Origin of the sequence: Agrobacterium sp. SOY23, from assembly GCF_027212525.1 — a bacterium.
In the GTDB taxonomy this organism is placed as follows: domain Bacteria; phylum Pseudomonadota; class Alphaproteobacteria; order Rhizobiales; family Rhizobiaceae; genus Agrobacterium; species Agrobacterium tumefaciens_I.
Genome location: NZ_JAPWDT010000003.1, coordinates 508,023 through 531,476 on the forward strand (window position 1 = coordinate 508,023; position 23,454 = coordinate 531,476).

General features: G+C 61.1%; 20 protein-coding genes. 12 read left to right on the top strand and 8 right to left on the bottom strand.

Annotated features, from left to right (window positions below; genetic code table 11):
- Positions 1-179 precede the first annotated feature (179 nt).
- Positions 180-1,352 carry a 4-hydroxybenzoate 3-monooxygenase gene (gene pobA, locus O3S81_RS11175; RefSeq protein ID WP_269343139.1) on the bottom strand — a complete coding sequence of 391 codons (1,173 nt, stop codon included), beginning with the start codon at positions 1,350-1,352 and terminating at the stop codon, positions 180-182.
- A gap of 117 nt (positions 1,353-1,469) precedes the next feature.
- On the opposite strand from pobA, the gene O3S81_RS11180 reads away from it, so the two are divergent.
- On the top strand, positions 1,470-2,393 hold the full coding sequence (locus O3S81_RS11180; RefSeq protein WP_269343141.1) for a helix-turn-helix domain-containing protein: 924 nt from the start codon (positions 1,470-1,472) through the stop codon (positions 2,391-2,393).
- On the opposite strand, the gene O3S81_RS11185 is transcribed toward O3S81_RS11180, so the two are convergent.
- Positions 2,363-3,124, bottom strand: coding sequence for an IclR family transcriptional regulator (locus tag O3S81_RS11185; protein WP_269343143.1), 762 nt, complete (start codon positions 3,122-3,124; stop codon positions 2,363-2,365). The genes O3S81_RS11180 and O3S81_RS11185 overlap by 31 nt on opposite strands.
- A gap of 139 nt (positions 3,125-3,263) precedes the next feature.
- Here O3S81_RS11185 and O3S81_RS11190 point away from each other — a divergent pair, with 139 nt between their 5' ends.
- The 10 genes from O3S81_RS11190 to O3S81_RS11235 all read left to right on the top strand — a co-directional run bounded on the left by O3S81_RS11190 (position 3,264) and on the right by O3S81_RS11235 (position 13,691).
- Positions 3,264-3,971, top strand: a complete 708-nt coding sequence (locus O3S81_RS11190; protein ID WP_269343145.1) for a 3-oxoacid CoA-transferase subunit A — start codon at positions 3,264-3,266, stop codon at positions 3,969-3,971.
- A complete protein-coding gene (locus O3S81_RS11195; protein WP_269343147.1) occupies positions 3,968-4,663 on the top strand; it encodes a CoA transferase subunit B in 696 nt (231 codons plus the stop codon). The genes O3S81_RS11190 and O3S81_RS11195 overlap by 4 nt, the downstream gene beginning before the upstream one ends.
- 10 nt (positions 4,664-4,673) lie before the next feature.
- The gene (pcaF, locus tag O3S81_RS11200; protein ID WP_269343149.1) at positions 4,674-5,879 is read left to right on the top strand and encodes a 3-oxoadipyl-CoA thiolase; all 1,206 of its coding nucleotides are present in this window, start codon (positions 4,674-4,676) and stop codon (positions 5,877-5,879) included.
- 488 nt (positions 5,880-6,367) lie between these two features.
- Entirely contained in the window at positions 6,368-7,396 is a 1,029-nt protein-coding gene (locus tag O3S81_RS11205; RefSeq protein ID WP_269343151.1) for a LacI family DNA-binding transcriptional regulator, read from the top strand.
- Between the two features lie 281 nt (positions 7,397-7,677).
- Positions 7,678-8,619, top strand: a complete 942-nt coding sequence (locus O3S81_RS11210; protein WP_269343152.1) for a sugar ABC transporter substrate-binding protein — start codon at positions 7,678-7,680, stop codon at positions 8,617-8,619.
- A 151-nt stretch (positions 8,620-8,770) separates the two neighbouring features.
- On the top strand, positions 8,771-9,679 hold the full coding sequence (locus O3S81_RS11215) for a substrate-binding domain-containing protein (RefSeq protein ID WP_269343513.1): 909 nt from the start codon (positions 8,771-8,773) through the stop codon (positions 9,677-9,679).
- Positions 9,680-9,723: 44 nt separating this feature from the next.
- Positions 9,724-10,620, top strand: a complete 897-nt coding sequence (locus tag O3S81_RS11220) for a sugar phosphate isomerase/epimerase family protein (protein WP_269343154.1) — start codon at positions 9,724-9,726, stop codon at positions 10,618-10,620.
- Positions 10,621-10,630: 10 nt separating this feature from the next.
- Positions 10,631-11,641: a Gfo/Idh/MocA family protein gene (locus tag O3S81_RS11225; protein WP_269343156.1), complete on the top strand. Its 1,011-nt coding sequence runs from the start codon at positions 10,631-10,633 to the stop codon at positions 11,639-11,641.
- Positions 11,642-11,649: 8 nt separating this feature from the next.
- Positions 11,650-12,435, top strand: coding sequence for a TIM barrel protein (locus O3S81_RS11230; RefSeq protein ID WP_269343158.1), 786 nt, complete (start codon positions 11,650-11,652; stop codon positions 12,433-12,435).
- A 209-nt stretch (positions 12,436-12,644) separates the two neighbouring features.
- The gene (locus O3S81_RS11235) at positions 12,645-13,691 is read left to right on the top strand and encodes a LacI family DNA-binding transcriptional regulator (protein WP_269343160.1); all 1,047 of its coding nucleotides are present in this window, start codon (positions 12,645-12,647) and stop codon (positions 13,689-13,691) included.
- A 9-nt stretch (positions 13,692-13,700) separates the two neighbouring features.
- Here the strand turns inward: O3S81_RS11235 and O3S81_RS11240 are convergent, their stop codons facing one another.
- From O3S81_RS11240 to O3S81_RS11265, 6 genes are read right to left on the bottom strand one after another with little or no spacing between them, the layout of a single operon-like run.
- Entirely contained in the window at positions 13,701-14,750 is a 1,050-nt protein-coding gene (locus O3S81_RS11240) for a carbohydrate ABC transporter permease (protein ID WP_269343162.1), read from the bottom strand.
- Positions 14,751-14,752: 2 nt separating this feature from the next.
- Positions 14,753-15,748 (bottom strand): carbohydrate ABC transporter permease, encoded by a 996-nt coding sequence (locus O3S81_RS11245; protein WP_269343164.1) that lies wholly within the window; start codon positions 15,746-15,748, stop codon positions 14,753-14,755.
- A gap of 1 nt (position 15,749) precedes the next feature.
- Positions 15,750-16,853: an ABC transporter ATP-binding protein gene (locus tag O3S81_RS11250; protein WP_269343166.1), complete on the bottom strand. Its 1,104-nt coding sequence runs from the start codon at positions 16,851-16,853 to the stop codon at positions 15,750-15,752.
- The gene (gene pglB, locus O3S81_RS11255) at positions 16,853-18,214 is read right to left on the bottom strand and encodes a polygalacturonase PglB (RefSeq protein ID WP_442864906.1); all 1,362 of its coding nucleotides are present in this window, start codon (positions 18,212-18,214) and stop codon (positions 16,853-16,855) included. Before pglB ends, O3S81_RS11250 begins: the two co-directional genes overlap by 1 nt.
- Positions 18,211-19,305 (bottom strand): beta-galactosidase BglB, encoded by a 1,095-nt coding sequence (bglB, locus tag O3S81_RS11260; RefSeq protein WP_269343168.1) that lies wholly within the window; start codon positions 19,303-19,305, stop codon positions 18,211-18,213. The genes pglB and bglB overlap by 4 nt, the downstream gene beginning before the upstream one ends.
- Before the next feature lie 13 nt (positions 19,306-19,318).
- A complete protein-coding gene (locus O3S81_RS11265) occupies positions 19,319-21,841 on the bottom strand; it encodes a hypothetical protein (protein WP_269343170.1) in 2,523 nt (840 codons plus the stop codon).
- A gap of 194 nt (positions 21,842-22,035) precedes the next feature.
- Here O3S81_RS11265 and O3S81_RS11270 point away from each other — a divergent pair, with 194 nt between their 5' ends.
- Positions 22,036-23,316 carry an ABC transporter substrate-binding protein gene (locus O3S81_RS11270; RefSeq protein ID WP_269343172.1) on the top strand — a complete coding sequence of 427 codons (1,281 nt, stop codon included), beginning with the start codon at positions 22,036-22,038 and terminating at the stop codon, positions 23,314-23,316.
- Positions 23,317-23,454 lie beyond the last annotated feature (138 nt).

Sequence of the window (23,454 nt, forward strand, 5' to 3'; positions counted from 1 at the left end):
GAAAATCTAAGAGGCTTTCCTCCGTCATGCCGGACTTGATCCGGCATCCAGCCACGGCGCGTCTGCGCCGGAATAGAGTCTTTTGTGATCAAAGACTTGATCGCGCTGGACCCCGGATCAGGTCCGGGGTGACGGATGTGGGGAACGGTACAAATAACGTCGCTTGTCTCGGGCAACTCCTAATAAGGAAGTCCCACATAATTCTCCGCAAGCGCCGTGGAAGCGGCGCGCGATTGTACGAGGTAATCCAGCTCCGCCTCCTGAATACGCTGGCCGAAATCCTCCGTATCGGGAAAACGGTGCATCATCGTCGTCATCCACCAGGAGAAACGCACAGCCTTCCAGACACGGGAAAGCGCCTTCTGCGAATAGGCATCGATGCCCGCTTCAGACCTGTCGCGATAAAACTCGATCAGCGCCTCGCTCAGATAATGCACGTCGCTGGCGGCGAGGTTGAGGCCCTTGGCTCCTGTCGGCGGCACGATATGGGCAGCGTCGCCCGCGAGAAACAGCCGTCCGAACCGCATGGGTTCACTGACGAAGGACCGGAGCGGCGCGATGGATTTTTCGAAGGATGGGCCGGTCACCATTTCATCCGCATGGTTTTCCGGCAGGCGGCGGCGGATTTCATCCCAGAAGCGCTCGTCGCTCCAGTCCTCCGGCCGGTCATCCAGCGAACATTGGATGTAATAACGGCTGCGCGTGTGCGAGCGCATGGAACAGAGCGCAAAACCACGCGGATGGTTGGCATAGATGAGTTCGTGGTTGACCGGCGGCACATCGGCGAGAATGCCGAGCCAGCCGAAGGGGTAGACCTTCTCGAATTCCTTGATCGCGCCTTGAGGCACGGATTTGCGGCTGATGCCGTGGAAACCATCGCAACCGGCGATGAAATCGCAATCGATCCGGTGGCTTACGCCGTCTTTCTGATAGGTGACATAGGGACTTGCGCCATCGAAATCATGCGGCTCGACATTTCCGGCGTCGTAAATGGTGACGAGGCCTGCCGCCTCGCGTACATCCATCAGATCATGCGTCACCTCGGTCTGGCCATAGACCATCACACGTTTGCCGCCCGTCAGATCGAAGAGATCGATACGGTGGTCGCGACCATCGAAGGTCAGCGAAAACCCGTCATGCGGCAGGCCTTCCCGGTGTAGACGCTTATCCGCGCCGACCTTTTCCATCAGCTGCACGGTGCCTTCTTCCAGCACGCCGGCGCGGACACGGCCGAGGATATAATCCTTGCTGACCCGGTCAAGAATGACGGTCTCGACGCCGGCTCTCGCCAGAAGCTGGCCAAGCAGAAGCCCCGATGGGCCGGAGCCGATGATGACGACCTGTGTACGCATTGTTTCCTCCCGAACTTGTCTCCGGTCAAGAAATTGACCAAGGCGGGTCACAAGCTCAATGGACTTTCCGGTCCGTAAATTGCACAATCCGACCATCAGGCGGAGGAGTGGGGTGAGATGCGGGTAACTGCCAATGAAGGGCTTTACGGCGAAGAAGCCGCGCAGGGCACCGATTTTCGCTTCCATTGCGAGACGCTTTTTTCGCGGAGCAGTCTGCACCGCTTTGAAATCGGCCTGCACCGTCATGCCGCCTTTCTGCAAATCTTGTACATTTTTGGCGGTGAGGGCGATGCGTTGCTGGAGGGTCGCATCGAGCCGATCCGCCCGCCGGTCGCCATCATCGTGCCGCCGGGTTTCGAACATGGCTTCCGCTTCTCACGCGATATTGGCGGGGTGATCGTCACCATGCTGCCGGGTGCCTTGCCGGCATCGGTGCAGGCGCTTTTGCTGCGGAATTTCCAGCAGCCGGTGCTTCTGCCCCTGCGGGATTTTGCTGACAAAGAAGGCCTACGCAGCGGTTTCGAACGGATTTCCACGGAATATGAGGCCCGCGAGATCGGTCGCGACGCGATGATCGAAGGCCAGCTCGCCACTGTGGTTTCGCTTCTGTCACGGGCGGCGCGGCCGCTTCTGGAAACCAGCGGCGAAGGCCTTGCCGAACAGCGTTTTGAACGGTTGCTGTCGCTGATTGCCCGCCATATTCGCGAGCCGCAGAAAGCCGGGTTTTATGCAGGGAAGCTCGGCCTTTCCGAGACGCATCTCAACCGGCTCGTCCGTTCGGTCTCCGGCCTCAGCCTGCAAAGGCTGATCGCCAAGCGTCAGATCGAGATCGCCCAGCAGGAGCTGATCTTTACAGTCTCCAGCGTGCAGATGATTGCGGAAGGGCTGGGTTTTGCCGATCCCGCCTATTTCAACCGCTTCTTCAGGCGGGAGACCGGCATGACGCCGCGCGCCTGGCGTCTCGCCGAACAGCGCAAAATGGGCGATACCGGCGCGCGGCTGACACCGCCTCAGACCAGCATACGCGCCAGCTCCCGCTGAACGGAAAGAAGCGCCGGCAAATATCGCTCCACCAGATATTCCATCGAGGCGACCGAAGCGGCGAGCCCGACATTGAGGGCGGCGACCGTCTGGCCACGCACGCTTTTCAGCGGCACGGCGATGGAGCGAAGACCGATTTCAACTTCCTGATCGATCAGCGCATAACCGCGATGAGCGGTCACCTCGATTTCGGCGAGCAGGGCGTCCATGTCGGTGATCGTCTTTTCCGTGCGGGCAACCAGCCGGGAGGTTTCGAGAATGTCACGCCGCCGCTCGGGTGTTTGTGCGGAAAGAAGAACCCGGCCCATCGAGGTGCAATAGGCGGGCAAACGTGACCCTGGCATCAGCGCAATCGACATGACCCGCTGTTGGGCGGCGCGGGCGACATAAACGATTTCGGTCTCGTCCAGGATAGAAACGGAGGTGCTTTGGCCGATCTCTTCCGAGAGGCGGTCGATGAGCGGCTGCACGATCTTCGGCAGCGGCATGGTGGCGAGGCAGCCGGTGCCGAGCCGCAGCACCTTTGGCGTGACGGTAAAGAACTTGCCGTCATAGGCGGCATATCCAAGCTCCGAAAGTGTCAGCAGACAGCGGCGCGTGGTGGCGCGGTCCAGGCCGGCGATCTCTGCCGCATCGGAGATGGACAATCGCGGCCGCTCGGCGCTGAAAGCCTCGATCACCCGCAATCCCTTGGCGAGACCGCCCATCATGTCTCTTTCGCTGACGGCCATACCCAAGCTCCATTTGTGCGATATACGAACAAAAATCATATAACGCACAAAATCCTTGCCGTCGAGGCAATTTCGGCTTTACCTCATGGCCACGCAGCCTTGCCGGTTCCATCCGCTCGGCTGGATGGAGGTTTTGAGAATGGACAAGACAATCAAGAGCGCGGAAGAGGCGCTTGCCGGCATCGGCGATGGTGCGATGATCATGATCGGCGGTTTCGGCGGCTCCGGCGCGCCCATCGAGCTGATCCACGCGCTGATCGACAGGGGACCAAAGAACCTGACCGTCATCAACAACAATGCCGGCAACGGCCGCATCGGCATCGCCGCGATGATCGATGCCGGCATGGTCAGGAAGATGATCTGCTCTTTCCCGCGCTCTTCCGATCCGCGCGCCTTTACAGACCGCTATCTGGCCGGTGAAATCGAGCTGGAACTGGTGCCGCAGGGCACGCTCGCGGAGCGCATCCGCGCTGGCGGCGCCGGTATTCCGGCTTTCTACACCCCGACCGGCTTCGGAACGGAACTGGCACAAGGCAAGGTCATCGCGGAATTCGACGGCCGCTCCTACGTACAGGAACGCTGGCTGAAGGCGGATTTCGCCATCGTCAAGGCCGAGCTTGGCGATACCTATGGCAACCTCACCTACAACAAGGCAGGCCGTAATTTTAACCCGCTGATGTGCATGGCCGCGAAGACCACCATCGCGCAGGTCTCGAAGATCGTCGCCGCCGGCGAGATCGACCCGGAGCATGTCGTGACGCCAGGCATTTTTGTGAACGGCGTCGTGGAAATCCCCGATCCGCAACAGGAAGAAGTCCTCATTCGTGCGGGAGTAGCCTACGCATGACCCAGACCATCGACAACCGCGAAGACATCAAGCTCTCCAACGCCCAGATCGCCTGGCGCGCCGCGCAGGACATTGAGGACGGCGCTTACGTCAACCTTGGCATCGGCTTTCCGGAAATGGTGGCGCGCTACCAGCCGCCCGGCCGTCAGGCGATCTTCCACACCGAAAACGGTATCCTGAATTTCGGTGAAGCCCCGCCGGAAGGTGAAGAGGACTGGAACCTCATCAATGCCGGCAAGAAGGCCGTCACACTGAAGCCGGGTGCCGCCTTCTTCCACCATGCCGACAGCTTCGCCATGGTGCGCGGCGGGCATCTGGATGTGGCGATCCTCGGGGCCTATCAGGTGGCGCAGAATGGCGATCTCGCCAATTGGCGCGTCGGCTCCAAGGGCGTGCCGGCCGTCGGCGGGGCCATGGATCTGGTGCATGGCGCCAAGCAGGTCTTCGTCATCACCGAACATGTCACCAAGAATGGCGAGCCGAAGCTGGTTGAGAAATGCGCCTTCCCGCTGACCGGCGTCGGCTGCATCACCCGCATCTATACCAGCCATGCGGTGATCGACGTGGTGGACGGCCGTTTTGTGCTGCGCGAAAAACTGCCGGCGATGACATTTGAGGAATTGCAGGCCATGACCGGCGCACCACTTCATGTGCATAGCGAAGTTGCCGATCTCGTCGCACCGGAACTTTGAGGAAACACCGATGACCGAAGCCTATATCTGCGATTATATCCGCACGCCCATCGGCCGCTTCGGCGGCGCGCTCTCCTCCGTTCGCGCCGATGATCTCGGCGCGGTGCCGCTGAAGGCGCTGATGGAACGCAATCCTTCCGTCGACTGGGAAGCCGTCGAGGATGTCATCTTCGGCTGCGCCAACCAGGCGGGCGAGGATAACCGCAATGTGGCGCGCATGTCGCTGTTGCTTGCCGGCCTGCCGGTTTCCGTCACCGGAACGACCATCAACCGGCTGTGCGGTTCGGGCATGGATGCCGTCATCGCAGCTGCGCGCGCCGTCAAATCGGGCGAGGCGGAACTGATGATCGCCGGCGGCGTGGAAAGCATGAGCCGCGCGCCCTTCGTTCTGCCAAAGGCGGAAAGCGCCTTTTCGCGCAATGCCGAAATTTACGACACCACCATCGGCTGGCGTTTTGTCAACCCGCTGATGAAGGCGCAATATGGCGTCGATTCCATGCCGGAGACGGGTGACAACGTCGCGGTCGATTATCAGGTCTCGCGTGAGGATCAGGACGCCTTTGCCGTGCGCAGCCAGCAGAAGGCGGCGGATGCGCAGGCCAATGGCCGTCTCGACAAGGAAATCATTTCGGTGACGATCCCGCAGCGCAAGGGCGATCCGCTGGTTGTCGCCAAGGACGAACATCCGCGGGCGACCAGTCTCGAAGCGCTGGCGAAGCTGAAGCCGGTGAACAAACGTGATGGCGCGACGGTGACGGCGGGCAATGCATCGGGCGTTAATGACGGCGCGGCCGCCCTCATCATCGCTTCAGCAGAAGCGGCGAAGAAATATGGCCTCACCCCCATCGCCCGCATCCTCGGTGGCGCCGCCGCCGGTGTGCCGCCACGCGTCATGGGCATCGGCCCGGCCCCGGCCTCTGCGAAGCTGTTGGCCCGGCTCGGGTTGAAGCAGGAGCAGCTTGACGTGATCGAGCTGAACGAGGCCTTCGCCAGCCAGGGCCTTGCGACTTTGCGCCAACTTGGTATTGCCGATGACGATGCGCGGGTGAATGCCAATGGCGGCGCGATCGCGCTTGGCCATCCGCTCGGCATGTCGGGTGCCCGCATTGCCGGCACGGCGGCGCTTGAACTTTCGCTCACCGGCAAGCGGCTTGCGCTCGCCACCATGTGTATCGGCGTCGGGCAGGGTATTGCCGTGGCGCTGGAGCGGGTCTGACGGGATAGCGGCATTCGGTATCGGGATATGGGCGAATGCCGTCGTGAGGCGGTACGGATGCTGCTGTCAAACGGCACGAATGTCGCTGTAAGAGGGTATGAATACTGCTGGCGCGGTTTCATCATGATGGTTGGGCCGTTCAGGCCGCTGGCCAACGATTTTCTTGGCCCATACCAACCCACCCCATTTCCCCTCATTCCTGTGCTTGTCACAGGAATTCAGCCGACACGCGTCCGCGCGGCGGAGAGACTTCTTTTAGCCCAAGGACTTGGGCTAGCTGGATCCCTGTGACAAGCACAGGGATGAGGGGAGGAGGCGTGGCGGACTAGTCGTGTCGCTGGTAAAGCAGGCGCCACCCGAGAGATGCCGCCTCAGCATTCGGACCACGGTACTCCCTGCCATATTCCTTCGCCCATGTTGGATTCCATCATCATCCGTGACATGTTTTGCAAGACATGACAGGAATCTTTCCGCCTGCGGGAGCCAATATGAAGCGTCCAACCATCACCGATGTCGCAAAAGCCGCCGGCGTCAGCGTCGCCACTGTCGACCGGGTGCTGAACGGCCGCCTGCCGGTGCGGGAGGAGACCGCTCGGCGGGTGTTCGAGGCGGCGGAGAAGATCGGTTTTCACGCCACCAACATCATTCGCCAGCGCATGCTGGCCGATATGCCGTCCTATAGTCTCGGCATCATCCTGCGCAAGGAACGGCATGCCTTTTATCAGACCTTTGCTGACGAGCTGGAGCTAGCGGCGCGCAACGTCAGGGATCGTCATCTCAATCTGCGCATCGAATTCGCCCAGTCGGGCGAGCCGAGCGAGCTTGCGGCGCTGCTGACCGGCATGAAGGGCCGCGTGCAGGCGGTGGCCGCAACCGGGCCCGACCATCACGATGTCACGGCTGCCGTCGAAGCGCTGAAGGCCAAGGGCATACCGACGTTTTCGCTGCTCTCCGATTTTGCCCAGGGTGTGCGGGAAGCCTATCTCGGCGCCAACAACATGAAGGTCGGGCGCACGGCGGCATGGATGATCTCCCGGCTGGCGCGCGGTAAAGGCAAGGTGCTTCTTCTCCTCGGCGGCCACCGTTTCCATGGTCATTCCCTGCGCGAAACCGGGTTTCGAAGTTACATGCGCGAATATGCGCCGGAATTCGAGGTAATGGATGCGCTGATTACGCTGGAAACACGCCGGCTCACTTATGAACTGGTCATGGACACCATTGCCAAGCACCGGGATCTCGTCGGCATCTATTGCGTCGGCGGCGGCATGGAGGGGGTGATCGAGGCGTTGCAGCAGGAAAACCAGCAGGAAAACATCGTCTGTCTGGTGAATGAACTCACCCCCGAATCCCGTCAAGCGCTCCTGGAACGGCGCATCAGCGGCGTCTTCCAGACCCCGCTGCGCGAACTCTGCGCCGACCTTCTGGCCACCATGGTTCACACCATCGAACACGGCATGGCGGAAACGCCGGGGCAGCGTTTCGTGCCCGCACATCTGTGGGTTCCTGAGAGCCTATGATGGTTTGATGGATTCAATCATGAATCCCGTGCCTGTTTCTATCATGCTTGATGGTTTTGTCTGCTGCTGACGCGTTGACGCCGCAGCCGGACTAGGAAATCTTGGCCGCCTGTGGAGCGGGCAGGAGGCCGACCTTCACGACATTAGATTATTTCAGGGTTGCTTGACGCCGCGGATTTTCCTTCGCGGCGAAGGGGCAGCTTTTGCCGGAAAGCCATGAAAGCGCGAAATGCGCGAGATGGTGCAACCGGTTCTTTTCAAGGGTTTTGGAGGAGAACGACATGAAAAGACATTTCGCAATTGCAGCTTTCGCTACCATGCTGGCAACGAGCGCGTCGGCTGAGACCGTCGGGGTTTCGATGGCGCTGTTCGACGATAATTTCCTGACTGTGCTGCGCAACGGCATGATCGATTATTCCAAGGGCATGAACGGCGTTTCGCTGCAGGTCGAGGATGCGCAGAACGATGTCGGCAAGCAGCTGAGCCAGGTGCAGAATTTCGTCGCTGCCGGCGTCGATGCCATCATCGTCAATCCGGTCGATACCGACGCGACCGTAGCGCTTTCACAGGCCGCCGCCGCCGCCGGCATTCCGCTTGTTTATGTCAACCGCCAGCCGGTCAATCTCGACAGCCTGCCGGACAAACAGGCCTTTGTCGCCTCCGATGAAAAACAGTCGGGCACCCTGCAGACGCAGGAAGTCTGCCGGCTGTTGAAGGAAGCGGGCAAGACGGAAGCCAGGGCCGTGGTGATGATGGGCGAGCTTTCCAACCAGGCGGCGCGTATGCGCACGCAGGATATCAAGGATGTGGTCGCCACGCCCGATTGCAGCTTCATCAAGCTTGTTGAGGAACAATCCGCCAACTGGTCGCGTACGCAGGGCTCGGACCTGATGACCAACTGGCTTTCGGCAGGCGTGGAGTTCGATGCCGTCATTTCCAACAATGACGAGATGGCCATCGGCGCCATCCAGTCTCTGAAGGCGGCCGGCCGGTCGATGGACAGCGTCATCATCGCCGGCATCGACGCCACGCAGGACGCGCTTGCGGCGATGGCGGCGGGTGATCTGGATGTGAGCGTTTTCCAGAATGCCGCAGGCCAGGGCAAGGGTGCGCTGGATGCAGCGCTGAAACTCGCCAAGGGTGAGGCCATCGACAAGAAGGTCTTCGTGCCCTTCGAACTGGTCACGCCGGCGAACCTCAAGAACTATCAGGCCAAGAATTGAGCCATGGCCTTGCCCAGGCGGCTTCTCCGCTCCCGGGGAGTGCCGCCGGGCAGGCCGACGCGCCGGAGCCGGCAAGATGGCCGGCTCCGGCGACACGGAATGATTGAACCAGCGGCGATTTCCGCGGGAGGAAACCTTGAAAAAACTATTGATGGCGACGGCACTCTGCATCTGCGCGACACCGGCCCTTGCCGAGAGGCGCATCGCAGTCTCGATGACGTCTTTCGACAATCCGTTTCTGACGATCCTGCTCAACGGCATCAGGGCAGAGGCCGGGCGCGATAAAAACATCGAGCTTCTGGTCGAGGATGCCCAGCTTGATCCGTCAAAGCAGCTCAATCAGGTGCAGAATTTCGTCGCCAATGGTGTTGATGCGATCATCGTCAATGCGGTTGATGGCGATGCCACCGCCGCGATCACAAAGGCCGCGTCAGCCGCGAAAATTCCGCTGGTTTATGTCAACCATCCGCCGGCCGAGCTGGAAACCGGCCTGCCTGATGGAACGGCCTTTGTCGGTTCCAACGAACTCGATTCCGGCACCATGGAAGCCGAAGCCGCCTGCAAGCTGATGGGCGGCAAGGGCAAGGCCGTCATCCTGATGGGGCCATTGGAAAACCACGCGGCGCTGGTGCGCACCAAGGATGTCGAAACGGTGTTTTCCAAGCCGGACTGCAAGATCGACATCCTCGAAAAGCAGACGGCGAACTGGAGCCGCACGCAGGCGCAGGACCTCGTTTCATCCTGGCTGACGGCGGGTATCCAGTTCGATGCCGTCATCGCCAATAATGATGAAATGGCGATCGGCGCAGCACAGGCGCTCAAAGCGGCGGGCGTTTCCATGAAGGATATCGTCGTTGCCGGCATCGACGCCACGCCGGACGGTCTTGCCGCCATGCAGGCCGGCGATCTCGACATCACCGTTTACCAGAATGCGACGAAGCAGGGTGAGGTCTCCGTCCAGACGGCGGTAAAGGCCGCTGCCGGGCAAAGCATCGAAAAGACGCTCTGGGTGCCTTTCGAACTCGTCACTCCGGAAAACATGTCCGCCTACGCGAAATAGCCGGGGCTTTGGCCCCGGTCCGTTTATCTCCACTGGAAACAGCCATGAAACATACGCTCGATCCCCACATGTTCCGGCACCTCTCCCTGGCCGAAACCTGCCGCAAGGTCGCAGACCTCGGTTACGATTACGTCGAACTTTCGCCGCGCCCGGATTTCCTCTCCTGGTGGACGAGGCCGAAGGTCTATCCCGAACGGGTCGCCGAATTCAAAAAGGCGTTGAAGGACCATGGTGTCGGCCTTGCCACGCTGCAGCCCATGTATCGCTGGGCAAGCCCCTATCCGGACGAATGGGAGGTGGCGATCGACAACTGGAAACGCGCCATCGAGATTGCCGTCGAGATGGAATGCCCGATGTTCGTTTCGGAATTCGGCCGTGGCGGCTCGCCGGATCGCAGCCTCAACGACCGTTCCGGCCTGCACCGCCCGGAAACCTGCGAGGCACAGTTCTTCCGCGCCATGGATATTCTGGTGCCGATCCTCGAGCGGGAAGGGCTGGTGCTGTCGCTGGAGGCGCATCCCGAAGACTGGCTCGAGGAGATCGCGCCGGCCATCGACATCATCAAGACCATCAATTCCAAGGCGGTGAGGGCCTCCTTCATCGCGCCGCATACCTTCTTCTACGGGCCGGACATGGTGGCGAACCTGCGCGCGACCGAGGGCCATCTGGTGCATGTGCGCCTTGCCGATACCTATGACCACAACAAGTCGTCGCAGCTGCGTTACATCGTCAATCCCCCCGGCTCCAAGGTCCGGGTGCATCAGCACACGGATTTCGGCCAGGGCGAGATCGACTGGGAGACCTTCTTTGCGACGCTCGCCGACATGAAATTCGATGGGGTGCTGTCGAACTGCGTCTTTGCCTGGGAAGACCGCGTCGATGACAGCGCGCGTTTCATGCTCAGCGAAACCCGGCGATACGTCGCCAAATACTGGAAATGAGGTTTTTCAGATGACTGTGAGAATTGGTGTCGTCGGCACCGGCGCAATCGGGCGTGATCACGCCCGCCGTATCAATCAGGTTCTGGGTGGCGCGAAGATCGTTGCGCTGAGCGACGTCAATCGCGCCTCGGCCGAGGCGGTCAAAAAAGATATCGCGCCGGATGCCGTAGTTTTCGCCACCGGCGAAGAGCTGATCGCGTCACCCGATGTTGATGCGGTGCTCGTTACCTCCTGGGGCGCAACCCATGAGCAATATGTGCTGGCGGCCATCGCCGCCGGCAAGCCGTGCTTCTGCGAAAAGCCGCTGGCCACCACGGCGGAAGGCGCAAGACGCATCGTCGACGCCGAGGTGGCGCATGGCAAGCGGCTGGTTCAGGTGGGCTTCATGCGCCGTTACGACGCCGGTTACGTGGCGCTGAAAAAGGCCGTGGACAGTCGGATCGGCGCGCCGATCATGGTGCATGCTGCGCACCGCAACCCGGCGGTTCCGGAGCAATATGTGACGCCCATGGCGATCCACGACACGATGATCCATGAGATCGACGTGCTGCGCTGGCTGCTCGACGATGACTATGTTTCCGCCCGTGTGCTCTTCCCCCGCTCCGCCGCGCGCAGCCATGCGAGACTGAAGGATCCGCAGATCGTCATTCTGGAGACGGCGAAGGGCACGATCATCGACGTCGAAATCTTCGTCAATTGCCATTACGGTTATGATATCCAGTGCCAGGTGGTGGGTGAAGACGGCATTGCCAGCCTGCCGGAGCCGATGTCGGTGCAGACACGCCTCGGCGCCAAGCTGCAGAACGATATCCTCACCGACTGGAAGGATCGCTTCATCGCCAGCTACGATGTGGAATTGCAGGATTTCATCCACGCGGCGGCGAAGGGAACGGCCTCGGGGCCCAATTCCTGGGACGGCTACGTGGCCGCCATCACCTCCGATGCCTGCGTTGCCGCGCAGGAGACGGACGGGGTGGCCGTCGCAATCGAGCTTCCCACCCGTCCTGCTCTTTACCAGTGAGGTCTTTCATGCGTTTTGCCATCAACCACATCACCGCGCCGAAGCTTTCCCTCGAGCAGTTCTTCGCCACCGCCCGCAGGCTCGGCCTCACCGAAGTCGAAATCCGCAACGACCTGCCTGATATTGTCGGCACGACGGATCCGGCGGCGGTGAAGGTGGCGGCCGAAAAGGCGGGCGTGACGATCATCTCGATCAATGCGCTTTACCCCTTCAACGTCTGGTCGGGCGACCTGCCTTTGAGGGCTGTTGCCATGGCCGATTATGCCGCGGCAAGCGGTGCGAAGGCGCTGGTCATGTGCCCGCTGAATGACGGCACGGTGGTGTCTTTTGACGATCTCGTCACGGCGCTGAAGGCCATGAAACCGATCCTCGAAGAACGCGGCCTGATCGGTTTCGTCGAACCGCTCGGCTTCCCGGTCTCGTCACTGCGCACCAAGGCCGAGGCCATCAGGGCAATCGACGCGGCCGGCGGTGGCGATGTCTACAGGCTGGTGCACGACACCTTCCACCATCACCTCGCGGGCGAGACGGCGTTCTTCCCCGAACACACCGGCCTCGTCCACATTTCCGGTGTTACCGACCTTGCGGTATCCGTGGCCGACATGCTCGACGCTCACCGTGTTCTTGTAGATGGCGGCGACCGGCTGGAGAATATCGCCCAGATCAAAACGCTGGAGGCGGCCGGTTACCAGGGGCCTTACAGCTTCGAACCCTTCGCGACGGAAGTGCATGAGTTGAAGGACCCGTTGGCTGCCGTGAAGGACAGCATCGACCATATCTCCCAGGCGCTCTGACCGCCTTGCCGCCCGCAGCTTGCTGCGGGCGGTGCTTTTGGCCAGGTGATGGCAAAAACCCAGAGAAATCAATTCCGCATTTACGGATGATGCTGTAGTCTTCCCCAGACTAGAGAGCAGCAAACAGGCACGGGTATTCTTCAGATCGACTGCGTGGGGCAGGCTTTCTGCCCGCACTGTCCGAAAAAGAGTGGTTGAATTTCCCCTATATGAAAGCGGATAGGAAAACGACGCTTAAGGACGTGGCGCGGGAGGCGAATGTTTCGCTGAGCACGGCTTCGCACGCCATCAACGGCACCGCGCCTTTGACCACGCAGGTTCGCGAGCGGGTGCTGGAAGCGGCCCGCACGCTCGGATATCTCGAAAACCGCCGGCAGAAGGCGACGATCGCCACGCTGCGTGTCGTACTTCTGGCCATGACCAATGATGCAGCACCGCAGAGCGACCTCAACATGGTCAGCTGGACGATGCTGAACGGCTTTCGGCGCGAATGCGAGCGGCGCGGCATTCGCATCGTTCCTTATGTGAGTGCAACGAGCCGGATTGATCCGGTCGCTGTGGCGGCTGCTGCCGATGCAGACAATGTCGATGGCATCGTGGTTCTCAATGATGACAGGCAGCAACTGGTCGAGGCGCTGTCGGCGCTCGGCCGGCCGGTGGTGCTGATCAATGGCGAAGACCCGGCGATGATCGTCGATACGGTGACGGCGGAAAACCGTTTTGGCGCGCGTCTCGGCATCGAGCATCTGCTGTCGCTCGGGCATCGCAATATCCTGCATATCACCTGGAAGGGGCGCACGACGATCCGCCGCCGTTATGATGGCTACAGCGATGCGTATCTCGCGGCCGGCCTTGCCGTGCCTTCGGATATGGTTGTCGAGGTGGAAAGCTATGAGCCGCAATGGGGCGAGGCTGCCATTCGCCGGCTGCTTGCCGAGGAGCGTCCGCTTCGAAACGCAACGGCGATCTTCTGCGCCGCCGACAATCTGGCGCTCGGCTGCCTGAAGGCGTTGACGGAAGCGGGTATCCGGGTGCCGGACGATGTTTCGGTGCTGGGGTTCGACGATATCATGCCGGCGGCCTTCAGCGCGCCGCCGCTCAGCACTATCCAGTTGCCGGCCGACCGGCTGGGCGGTGCGGCGCTTGCGCTGCTGGAGCAGCGGCTGGTGGCAGCCGATCCGACACGTCCGGCGCATCGGCTGGAACTTGGTTGTCGGCTGGTGTTGAGGGGCAGCATCGCGCCGCCCCCCAGGTGATGTCAGGGATTACTTCATCCCCGTGCCGGCAATGCCTGTCGTGATATAGCGCTGCAGGAACAGGAACACGACGGTGACGGGTGCGAGGCTGAGGAAAGTCATGGCAAGGATATAATGCCATTGCACCGAGAACTCGCCCTGGAAGGCATTGAGGCCCACCTGGAGCGTGAAGTTTTCACGGCTGCTGAGAACGATCAGCGGCCAGAGGAAGTCGTTCCAGCGCCAAAGCACCGAGAAGATGGCGAGAACCGCAAGCGCCGGGGCCGTCAGCGGCAGGATGATGCGCCAGAAGATGCGGAATTCGCTGGCGGCATCGACGCGCGCCGCCTCGATCAGCTCGTCGGGGATGGTCAGCATATATTGCCTGAGCAGGAACACGCCCGTCGGTGTTGCGACGGTGGGGATGATGACGCCCCAGAGATTGTCAACGAGGCCGACGCCGACGATGACGAGATAGGCCGGCACCATGACGACGGTGAGCGGGATCATTAGCGTCGAGATGATCAGCACGAAGATCGCCTTCTCGCCGCGGAAGCGGTATTTGGAGAGCGCAAAGGCCGCCATGGCGTTGACGATCAGCGTCAGAACCGTTGCGACGAGGGTGACGAAGACCGAGTTCTTGAGGAAGGTGAGGAAGCTGAACTGCGTCAGGGGATCGGTAAAATTCTCCGTCGCGATGGTCAGCTTCTGAACCGGCGTTATTTCGCGTGTGTCGACGCTGACGGGCGGGCCGGGATTGGCCGGATCGACCATCTGGGCTTTCAGGCCGACGCGGCGGACCATGGCCATTTCCCGCTCCGCGCCGTCGATTGGGGCTTTCCACAGGCTGAGCGGCTTGTCGTAACCCTGAACCTCCACCTGCACGGCGGCGCGCGGCAGAAGGCTCGGCGGAAACCTTGTGATCTCGGCTTCCGGTTTCAGCGATGACATGGCGGCCCAGACGACCGGGATGAGGACCGCGAGCGTGCCGCCGATGAGCCAGACCCAGGAGAGGATATCGGTGAGGCCGATCCGGCCCGGGCGGCGGGTGCGTGTGAGGAAAGAGACGGCGTTGGACATGGTCAGGACTCCATCTTCTTGCCGAGACGCAGTTGCACGAGGGTGAGTGCGAGAAGCACAAAGCCCATGAGAACCGATGCGGCGGATGCAAGGCCGAACAGCCTCAGATCACTGCCAAAGGCCATCTGGTAGATATATTGCACGACGAAGGTATTGGCCGTGCCCGGTCCGCCGCCATTGGTCAGAACCCAAGCTTCATCAAATATTTGCACGGATCGGATCATCAACAGGATGAGCACGACGAGCAGGTTGGGGCCGAGAAGCGGCAGGGTGATGCGAAGCAGCGTGCGCCGAGGCGAAGCGGCATCGATGGCGGCGGCTTCATAGAGATCCTTCGGGATGGCCTGAAGGCCGGCCAGCAGGATCAGCGTATAAAAGCCCATATGGAACCAGACCGAAACCACCACCACGAAGAAACGCGACCAGCCGACATCCAGCAGGAAGATTTCCGGTGGCACGCCGAGCATCTGGAAAAAGGCGTTCAGCAGGCCGTTGCGGTCAAGGAACCATTTCCAGATGAGGCCGATGACGACGGGCGACAGCAGCACCGGGTAAAAGAACATGGCGCGGAAAAAACCGCGCGCGGCAATCGCCCGGTTGAGGATGAGCGCCGTGATGAGCGCGACGAGCAGCGTGGCGACGACGTTGAAGGCCACGAACCACAGCGTGTTCCAGATCGCTGTCCAGAACAGCGATTCCCGGCAGCTTCCGGGGTCCATATAGCTCTGGCAATCCAGCAGCTTGCCGAAATTCTCCAGGCCGACAAAGGGACGGTCAGAGATCAGAAGTTCGGTGCCGCCGGTAAAGGCGTAACCGACGGCAATCGCAATCGGCAAAAAGGTGAAGATGCCGAAGAGAACGAGGTTCGGCATCAGGAAGATATAGGGCATGCGCCTTTTGCCGATCAGCCGCTCGATGAAGTTGAGCGGCACTTCGGCAATCGCCATCACGGCGTCGAGCGCGCGGTCGGACAGTCTCGCAAGCGTCGGATTGGCCATGCTAACCTCTCCCTTCGCTCGCGACGCGCGGCAGCGCCAGTTCGGTGGCGGGATCGAAGACATGCACCTTTTCCCGTGCCGGCATGATCTTCAGCACCGAGCCGGAAGCGGGCGCGAAATGGCCCGCCTGATGCACGATGATCTGCTCTTTCTCACCCTGAAGGTTGCCGTAGAGATAGGTCTCGGTGCCGAGGCTTTCGTGATATTGCACCTCGAAGGGCAGGCCGGCATCCGCGATGGTGAAATGCGAGGGGCGGATGCCCGCGAGAACCGCCTGTCCGGGACTGACGGTTGCCGGATCGACGAGGCAGGGGAGTGACACGCCGTAACCGGCGTCGATGGCGATGGTGCCGTCTTCCCCCTTGGTGATGGTGCCCTTCAGCATGTTCATGCGCGGCGAACCGAGGAAACCGGCAACGAAGAGGTTGCGCGGATTGTCGAAAAGCTCAAGCGGGCTGCCCACCTGCTCGATGCGCCCGGCGCGCAGCACGACGATCTTGTCGGCCATGGTCATGGCTTCCACCTGGTCGTGGGTGACATAGATCATCGTCGTTTTGATATTGCGGTGCAACCGCGTGATTTCGGCGCGGGTCTGCACGCGCAGTGCGGCATCAAGGTTCGACAGCGGCTCATCGAACAGGAAGATATCAGGCTCGCGCACGATGGCACGGCCGATGGCGACACGCTGGCGCTGGCCGCCGGAAAGCTGTTTCGGCTTGCGGTCGAGATAGGGCTCGATAGCGAGCATGCGCGCCGCCTCATTGATGCGGCTTTCGATTTCCTCCCGCTTGAAGCGCAGGTTTTCCAGACCGAAAGCGAGGTTCTTGCGCACGCTCATATGCGGATAAAGCGCATAGGACTGGAAGACCATGGCGATCTTGCGCTCGGCCGGCGACAGCGCGCTGACATCGCGATTTCCGATGGCGATGCTGCCCGACGTGACGTCTTCCAGACCGGCGATGATGCGCAGTAGCGTCGATTTTCCGCAGCCCGAGGGGCCGACGAAAACGACAAATTCGCCGTTTTCGATCTGAAGATCGATATCATGCAGCACATGAACGGCGCCGAACGCCTTGTTGAGGTTTTCGAGTTTCAGACTTCCCATCACCTGCTCCCTTCATCCGAGCCCGTCGTCGCGACGATCTCCTGGCTGTTCCAGCCCTCCGGCAAGGGCGTCACTCTTTTGATGGCGACATCATGCGCCGAAAAACCGTGAACGCCCGAAAGAAAGATCGCGGGCATGCCACCGGGATAATCCTCCATGCCGACGATCCGGCCCTCAGCATCCTGCGTCCACGCATTGGCGCGGCCGGCGGCATCGGCGCTTGGCGCTATATCGGCATTGGTGGGGCGCAGGTCATATTGCAGGCCGGTGCCGAGCTTGCCGGGCTGCTGCGCAAGCGTGATGCGTTCCAGCCTGACATTGTGAATGCCGGCCGCCGAGGTGGAGACGAGGTTGATCGCTCCCTCCATGGAGCCGCCCAGATGTTCCACCACGAGGTTTTCCACCCGGCCGGCCTGTCGTTCGGGGCGACGGTCGACGACGGTGACAGTGACCGCTTCGCCGGAGCCCCAGAAACCGCCCGGAGTTTCATGGCATTCGGTCTCGATCCGCGAAAAGCGGATGTTGCGCATGGCGCCGCCATCGCGGGAGAAAAGACCCATGCCGCGGTTGGACTGTACGACCTTGCAATCCTCGAACACCACATTGGTGAAATCGCCGAAGGATTCGGTGCCGAGTTTCAGCGCGCAGCTCATGCTGGAAACGGTGCAGCGGCGCACGGTGATATCGGCGCAGACCCCCACCGCCTTGCCATCCGGCCCGGCGCTGGTTTTGAGGCAGATGCCGTCATCGGCAGTCGAGATAAAGCAGTCCTCGATCAAGGCGCGCCGGCAGGCGTCGAGCACGATGCCGTCCGTATTCGGCAGGCGGCGGTCGTTTTCGATGCGCAGGTTGCGGAAATGGAGGTCTTCGCAATCGACCATATGCAGCGTCCACATGGGGGAGCCGCTGACGTTCAGGTTTTCAAGACGCACGTTGCGGCAGGCTTCGAGCACCATCACCCGCGGGCGTTTTTTCGCCGGGATATAGGTGCCCATGGCCGCGTCATCGCCGATGATGAAGTTTTCACCGCCGGCCTCGATGCGGCCGGGACCCGTGACGGCGATATTGCTTGCGCCTCTTGCAATGATCATGCCGCGATCGGAATCTTCGGCAATCACCGAAACCCGGGTGAGCGCATAAGCGTCGTAATCGGAAACGGGAGCAAGCACGGCATTTTCGGCAAGGTGCAGTTCCACGCCGCTCTTGAGACGGAGGCCGGCGCTGACATGGCGCCCGGCCGAGAGAGACACGCGCCCGCCGCCTGCTGATGACACGGCATCGATAGCCTGCTGGATGGTCGCCGTGGCATCAAGGCCACCTGCCGCGACTGTGATGTCCTGATTGATGTTCACGATGTTCACGATGCCTTTGGCCTTTTCAGAAAAACGTCGATCAGAAGCAGCATCGTCAGCGCCTGCCCATAGGGCGTGGGCAGATTGGGAATGCGGCGGTAGAAATCGAGATCGTGGCCCATCGGCGTACCATCGGAAACCCCGTGGACGACGCCTTCGTTATCGATATTGCCAAGCACGGCCTTCAGTGCGCGCTCCGCATGCGGTCGGTTCTCCTCGCCGAGAATGCCGGCCTCGATGCCGCGCAGAATGCCATAGGCGATGCCGGCCGTTGCCGATGTCTCGACCGGCGAGGTCGGGTCATCGAGCAGCGTATGGAACATGCCGTCTTCGCGCTGATATCTCCTCAGCGACCGCACCTGGCTTGAAAGCACATTGGCGAGGAAACGTTTGTCCTTTCCGGCAAGTGTCGGTACCAGCTCGAAAAGCTCGGGAATGGCGACGGTGATCCAGGAATTGCCGCGCGCCCAGAAGGCGTCCGCGAAATTGTGGCGGCCATTGAAGGTCCAGCCGTGATACCAGAGCCCGGTCACGGGGTCGGAGAGATACCGCGCATGGATCATGAACTGGTAGACGGCCTCATCGATCCAGTCCTGACGTTTGCAGACCACACCGGCGCGGGCAAGGAACAGACAGGCCATGAACAGCGTGTCGTCCCATAATTCGCCCTCGTTCAGCCGCTCCTTGACGACATGCTGGAAGCCGCCATCTTCGGTTTTCGGCAATTCATGCACCAGCCAGTCGGCCCAGTCTTCCACCAGTGCCCGGAAATCCGGCCGGTCGACATGTTCGGTGAGGATAACAAGCGGCAGCATCGGCGCGGAGCTGTTGATCTGGCGCGGTGGCAGGCCACGGTCGATCTGCCAGCCATACCATGTCACGAGGTCGTCCAACGCCTTCTGGTCATTGGCGGCGAGCGCACGGCGCAGGAAGCCATAAAGGCCCACACCCACTTCCCAATCCCATTCGTCGAACTGGATCTTGCCGTCGGAACTGCCGCTGACCAGACCTTCCTGAATGCCCTTGAGGCGGCTGAAGGCGGCGGCGACATTGTCGATGGTCGTCCGGAGAGTGTCTTTTTCCATGCTTGGCTGGTTCATCTGGTCATTCCGCTTAGGAGTAAAAGGGGCGTGCCGCGCCATCCGAGGTGGGATCGGCGCTATCGAAGGTGATTTTCGGTTGCGGTTGGTCATGGTCAAAGGCCATGGCCTGCCCACCGATGGTGAAGGCGCCGTCCCAGGTGAGGGTCAGGTCCGGTTCGCCGGGCGGCGTGACCGAGAGCTGCCGGCTTTCGGCATCGAAGGTGACCTGCGTGGCGAGAATTTTCTCACGGAAGCCGGCGAAGTCTTGATTGTCACCGCAGCCGATGACACCGATCCAGCCGGCGCGACGGCCAGGCGATCTGATTTCGCGGTTGGCGGTGGCGCCAGCGGTGACGGGTTCAAGCCCGTTGGTCGCATAGAGCGCGGCAAAACCACGCCCCGAACGGGTGATGAGCCAGTTGCCGTCCACTACGACTTCGTCCAGCCCGTCGCGCCCGAGATAGGCATGGGTCCAGTCATTACGGTGATCCCCGGTGTCAAAGATCAGCATTGCAATATCGCGGTGCTGCGCCACGCGTGGCAGGATGCCGCTGCCGGCCCAGTAGGAGGGGCGCTGCGTGCCCCATGGATCGTCTTCACCGGGGTGATTGACCCAGAGCCGCGCCATCGGGTGGCCGGCAAGCTTGATGTCCATGACGTGCTGCTGATGCCCCCCGCGGCCGGTCTTGTGATCGACAACGGTGGAAAGTTGGGCGGCCTCGTTCTTGAACAGCACGAGCTTGCCGGGCTCTAGCCCCTGCGCATAACGTGCCTCCACCATGCGGCCGTTTTCCAGCTGCGAAAGGGCGGCAAGATGCGCCGGCGGCAAATAATCACCGCAGCAGAACATCGGCAGCGAGGCAACGCCATTGTTGAGCCAGCCCTTGCCGAAGGCAACCTCGGCAAAGGGCGCCAGCTCCGTTAGCGGCCCGGCGCGCAACTCCTTGTCATAGGCTCGCCCTTGGGAACCGGAAGGGACGCCGCCGAGTGTATGCAGCGCGATCATTTCAAAAATGAGATCAAGCTGGTGGCGCGCGTGGGCGGCAAGTTCCGGCCCCGCCCAATGTTCGATGGCGAGCAGGCCGATAAAATCCACGGGGTAATAGGCGGCCGAATTCCACTCCGCGAGGCCATGCGCCTCGACGCTGTCGAACCAGCGCTCCAGCCGGTCCGCTGCCAGCGCCGCCTGCTCGCGTCCGGTGCGGCCAGAGGCGGTGAAGGTGGCATCCGGCAGATAGTCGCCGGCGAGCAGCTGGCTGGTATGGAAGCAGAGGACGTGGTTTTCGCTCCAGAACCACATGACGTCATTGCCCGGCTCGTCCACCCAGTAGCGATAACCGAGGATCGAAGCGTTGATGCGTGCCCGCATGTCCGCCGGCAGCCGGTCGCGGTAGGCGCGCACCAGCCAGAGCAGTGGGATCATGATGAAATCGGAGCAATCTTCGCGCCGGTCGATGGAATGCAGCGTGGCATCAACGATGCCGCCGATCGTCTTGATGTCATCGCTGCCAGTGGCGACCATCGCCAGCGCGCGGCCGATGCGCCAGGCGCCGAAGCGGGCACTGAAAGATAGGGCCACCTTCTTCCGCTCGTTGATATCGTTAGAGGATGCTTCCGGCGCGATATCGCGCATGAAGGCGGCATCGATGAGACGGGTGACGGTGCCGGCTCCCGATCCGAGGGTTATCCTGACGCCGTGATATCCGTCGGCAATGCCAATCGTCTCGGGGATCGTCAGCGAGGATTGCCCGGCCTTGAGCACGGTGTTGACATCGGCGAGTGCGGCGCGCTCATGGCCATGGCTTTTGACAGCGATATGCACCGGCAGGTCATGCGCGGGCGCTGCGCCGAAGACAAGCTCGAGCGCGCTGCCGGAAAATACATCGCGGGCAGGGTGCACGTCACGCACCAGTGCGGCCAGACGCTTCGTCTCCTCCCGGTCGAGAGGGACCGGCAGCACGACGGTCAGCGGCACGACATCGATGACTTCAAGCTCGAAGAACCAGATGATGTCGCGCTCCGCCAGGTCCTCGCAGAGCAGCAGCACCTCATTGTCGCCCGCCGCAAGCGATAGCGTAACATCGCGGCTGCTTTCGACATTCCGGATGAAGGGTTCGAAGCGCAGCTGTTCGACGCCGTTTACCCAGACGCGCACGCCGCCGCAGGTACGAAGCCGCAGATGAGCCTGCCTTGCCACGTCGCTGCGGAACGTGCCCTTCAGCCAGCGCTGCACATGGGTGGGAACATGCCAGAAGCCGGTGAATTCAACGCGGCGGTTGGAACCGGGCAGGTTGAGATGCGATACCGGCCAGTCCGTGTCGGGCTCAATGTCGCGGCCGATCATGGTCTGCTGGAAGGCCTTGCGGCAGGGCAGGTCGCCGACATCGACGAAACCGTTGATGAAGCGGTAATTGACCCGATCACCGGCCGGTGCCGGCGTGCCCGGAAACGATGTCTCCACCAGATCCGAGACGATCCATGCCGTCACCGTCTCGCCGTTGCCGACACTGTAGGTCGGCTGCGAGGTGCTTGCCGCTAATGCTGCATCCGTCATATGGATCGCCTCCCGTCGATCTATAATGAAATTATTTTCACGAACCGACATTCGCTTTTTCACGTCGATTTGTGCGATTTACACAAAACAAACAGCTTGACGTTTATTCTGTCAAGCCGCAAAACATTATAAATCGAATTTGGCAGAGGAGCTTTTGTTCGGTTTATGAAAATGTTTTCACTGGGAGGATGAGCATGATGAAATTGTTTTCGGGGGTCAGCGCCCTTGTATTTGCCTCCGTCGCCGGTCTTTCTGCCGCCCAGGCTGAGACCCGCACGATCACCTTTCTTTTTACGGATGACGACCAGGGCTACGTGCAGCGCATGGCAGCGCTCAGCAAGGAGTTCGAGGCAGCCAATCCGGACGTGAAGATCAACTTCGTATCGTCGGGTTATGATGCGGTTTCCAAGCAGCTGCCGGTGCAGCTGGCAGTGGGCGAGGGCCCTGATATCGCCAAGATCACCGACTGGCAGCTGGCGCCCTATTACCTCGACATGCGGCCTTACATGAAGGATGCGGAAGCCTTTGCGAAGCTGCACGGTTCCAGCCTCGACCAGCTTCGCCTGCCCAATATCAACGATCCGAAGTCGATCAACGGTTATATGGCGTCGCAGACGCTCAACCTGCCCTTCGTCAACAAGACGCTGTTTGAACAGGCGGGTGAACCCTTGCCCGGCCCGACCGCAAAATTCAGCGAGATCGTCGAGGCATCCGCCCGTGTCGCCAAGGCGACGGGTGTGCAGATCCCCTTCACCATGGACCGTTCCGGCCACCGTTTCTCCGGCGGCGCCTTCTCTTATGGCTCGACCTATGTGAAGGACGGTAAGTTCAGCTTCCCTGACGATGCGGCGAAGAAATATATCGCCGATATCTATTCATGGACGCAGAATGGCAGCTTCCCCAAGGAAATGTGGGGTGCTGCCGGCGGCTCGCAATACAAGAACATGGGTGACGAGTTCGTCAACGGCAATGTCGTGACCTATCTGGCCGGCAACTGGATGGTCAATCCGTTCCAGAACAAGATCGGCGACACCTTCGAATGGACCGCGATCAATGCGCCCTGCGGCGATACCGGTTGCTACGCCATGCCCGGCGGCACGGCGATCGTCGGTTTCAAGCGCACCAAATATCCGGAAGACGTGGCCCACTTCATCGAATTTCTCGGCTCCGAGAAGGTGCAGCGGGAAATCGCTGAAAACTACGTCATCCTGACGGGTGCGGAAATCGCCAATCCGCAATACAAGCTGAAGAGCGAAAACGCCAAGGCGGCGATGCAGGTCTTCCTCGACAACAAGAAGAACGTGCCGCAGGCCGCCCGCGAATTCGAGCGCGCCAAGGGCGGCAGCGCCATGTACCAGCAGATCGTGCAGCGCATGAGCCAGCTGATCGTCGGCGAACTGACGCTCGACCAGACCTACAAGGTTCTGGAAGACGATATCGCCAAGATCAACGAGGCAGTCGCGGTCAAGAAATAATCGGCATTTATCCGGCTTTGCCGCAAGGCGAAGCCATTGAAGACCATGCCCGGAGTCTCCCTCCGGGCATATTCATCCCCTCCTTGCAGGCGGATATTGTTCTCGATCAGCCCCATCGAAAAACTGAAATAAGCATCG

Bases quoted from the DNA above. Each gene is read 5' to 3' on its own strand.
- O3S81_RS11245 (WP_269343164.1), bottom strand. From the start codon at position 15,748: ATGGCCAATCCGACGCTTGCGAGACTGTCCGACCGCGCGCTCGACGCC.
- pcaF (WP_269343149.1), top strand. From the start codon at position 4,674: ATGACCGAAGCCTATATCTGCGATTATATCCGCACGCCCATCGGCCGC.
- O3S81_RS11250 (WP_269343166.1), bottom strand. From the start codon at position 16,853: ATGGGAAGTCTGAAACTCGAAAACCTCAACAAGGCGTTCGGCGCCGTT.
- O3S81_RS11215 (WP_269343513.1), top strand. From the start codon at position 8,771: ATGGCGACGGCACTCTGCATCTGCGCGACACCGGCCCTTGCCGAGAGG.
- O3S81_RS11195 (WP_269343147.1), top strand. From the start codon at position 3,968: ATGACCCAGACCATCGACAACCGCGAAGACATCAAGCTCTCCAACGCC.
- O3S81_RS11265 (WP_269343170.1), bottom strand. From the start codon at position 21,841: ATGACGGATGCAGCATTAGCGGCAAGCACCTCGCAGCCGACCTACAGT.
- O3S81_RS11270 (WP_269343172.1), top strand. From the start codon at position 22,036: ATGATGAAATTGTTTTCGGGGGTCAGCGCCCTTGTATTTGCCTCCGTC.
- O3S81_RS11220 (WP_269343154.1), top strand. From the start codon at position 9,724: ATGAAACATACGCTCGATCCCCACATGTTCCGGCACCTCTCCCTGGCC.
- O3S81_RS11225 (WP_269343156.1), top strand. From the start codon at position 10,631: ATGACTGTGAGAATTGGTGTCGTCGGCACCGGCGCAATCGGGCGTGAT.
- O3S81_RS11210 (WP_269343152.1), top strand. From the start codon at position 7,678: ATGAAAAGACATTTCGCAATTGCAGCTTTCGCTACCATGCTGGCAACG.
- O3S81_RS11205 (WP_269343151.1), top strand. From the start codon at position 6,368: ATGAAGCGTCCAACCATCACCGATGTCGCAAAAGCCGCCGGCGTCAGC.
- O3S81_RS11185 (WP_269343143.1), bottom strand. From the start codon at position 3,124: ATGGCCGTCAGCGAAAGAGACATGATGGGCGGTCTCGCCAAGGGATTG.
- pobA (WP_269343139.1), bottom strand. From the start codon at position 1,352: ATGCGTACACAGGTCGTCATCATCGGCTCCGGCCCATCGGGGCTTCTG.
- O3S81_RS11230 (WP_269343158.1), top strand. From the start codon at position 11,650: ATGCGTTTTGCCATCAACCACATCACCGCGCCGAAGCTTTCCCTCGAG.
- O3S81_RS11190 (WP_269343145.1), top strand. From the start codon at position 3,264: ATGGACAAGACAATCAAGAGCGCGGAAGAGGCGCTTGCCGGCATCGGC.
- O3S81_RS11240 (WP_269343162.1), bottom strand. From the start codon at position 14,750: ATGTCCAACGCCGTCTCTTTCCTCACACGCACCCGCCGCCCGGGCCGG.
- bglB (WP_269343168.1), bottom strand. From the start codon at position 19,305: ATGAACCAGCCAAGCATGGAAAAAGACACTCTCCGGACGACCATCGAC.
- O3S81_RS11235 (WP_269343160.1), top strand. From the start codon at position 12,645: ATGAAAGCGGATAGGAAAACGACGCTTAAGGACGTGGCGCGGGAGGCG.
- O3S81_RS11180 (WP_269343141.1), top strand. From the start codon at position 1,470: ATGCGGGTAACTGCCAATGAAGGGCTTTACGGCGAAGAAGCCGCGCAG.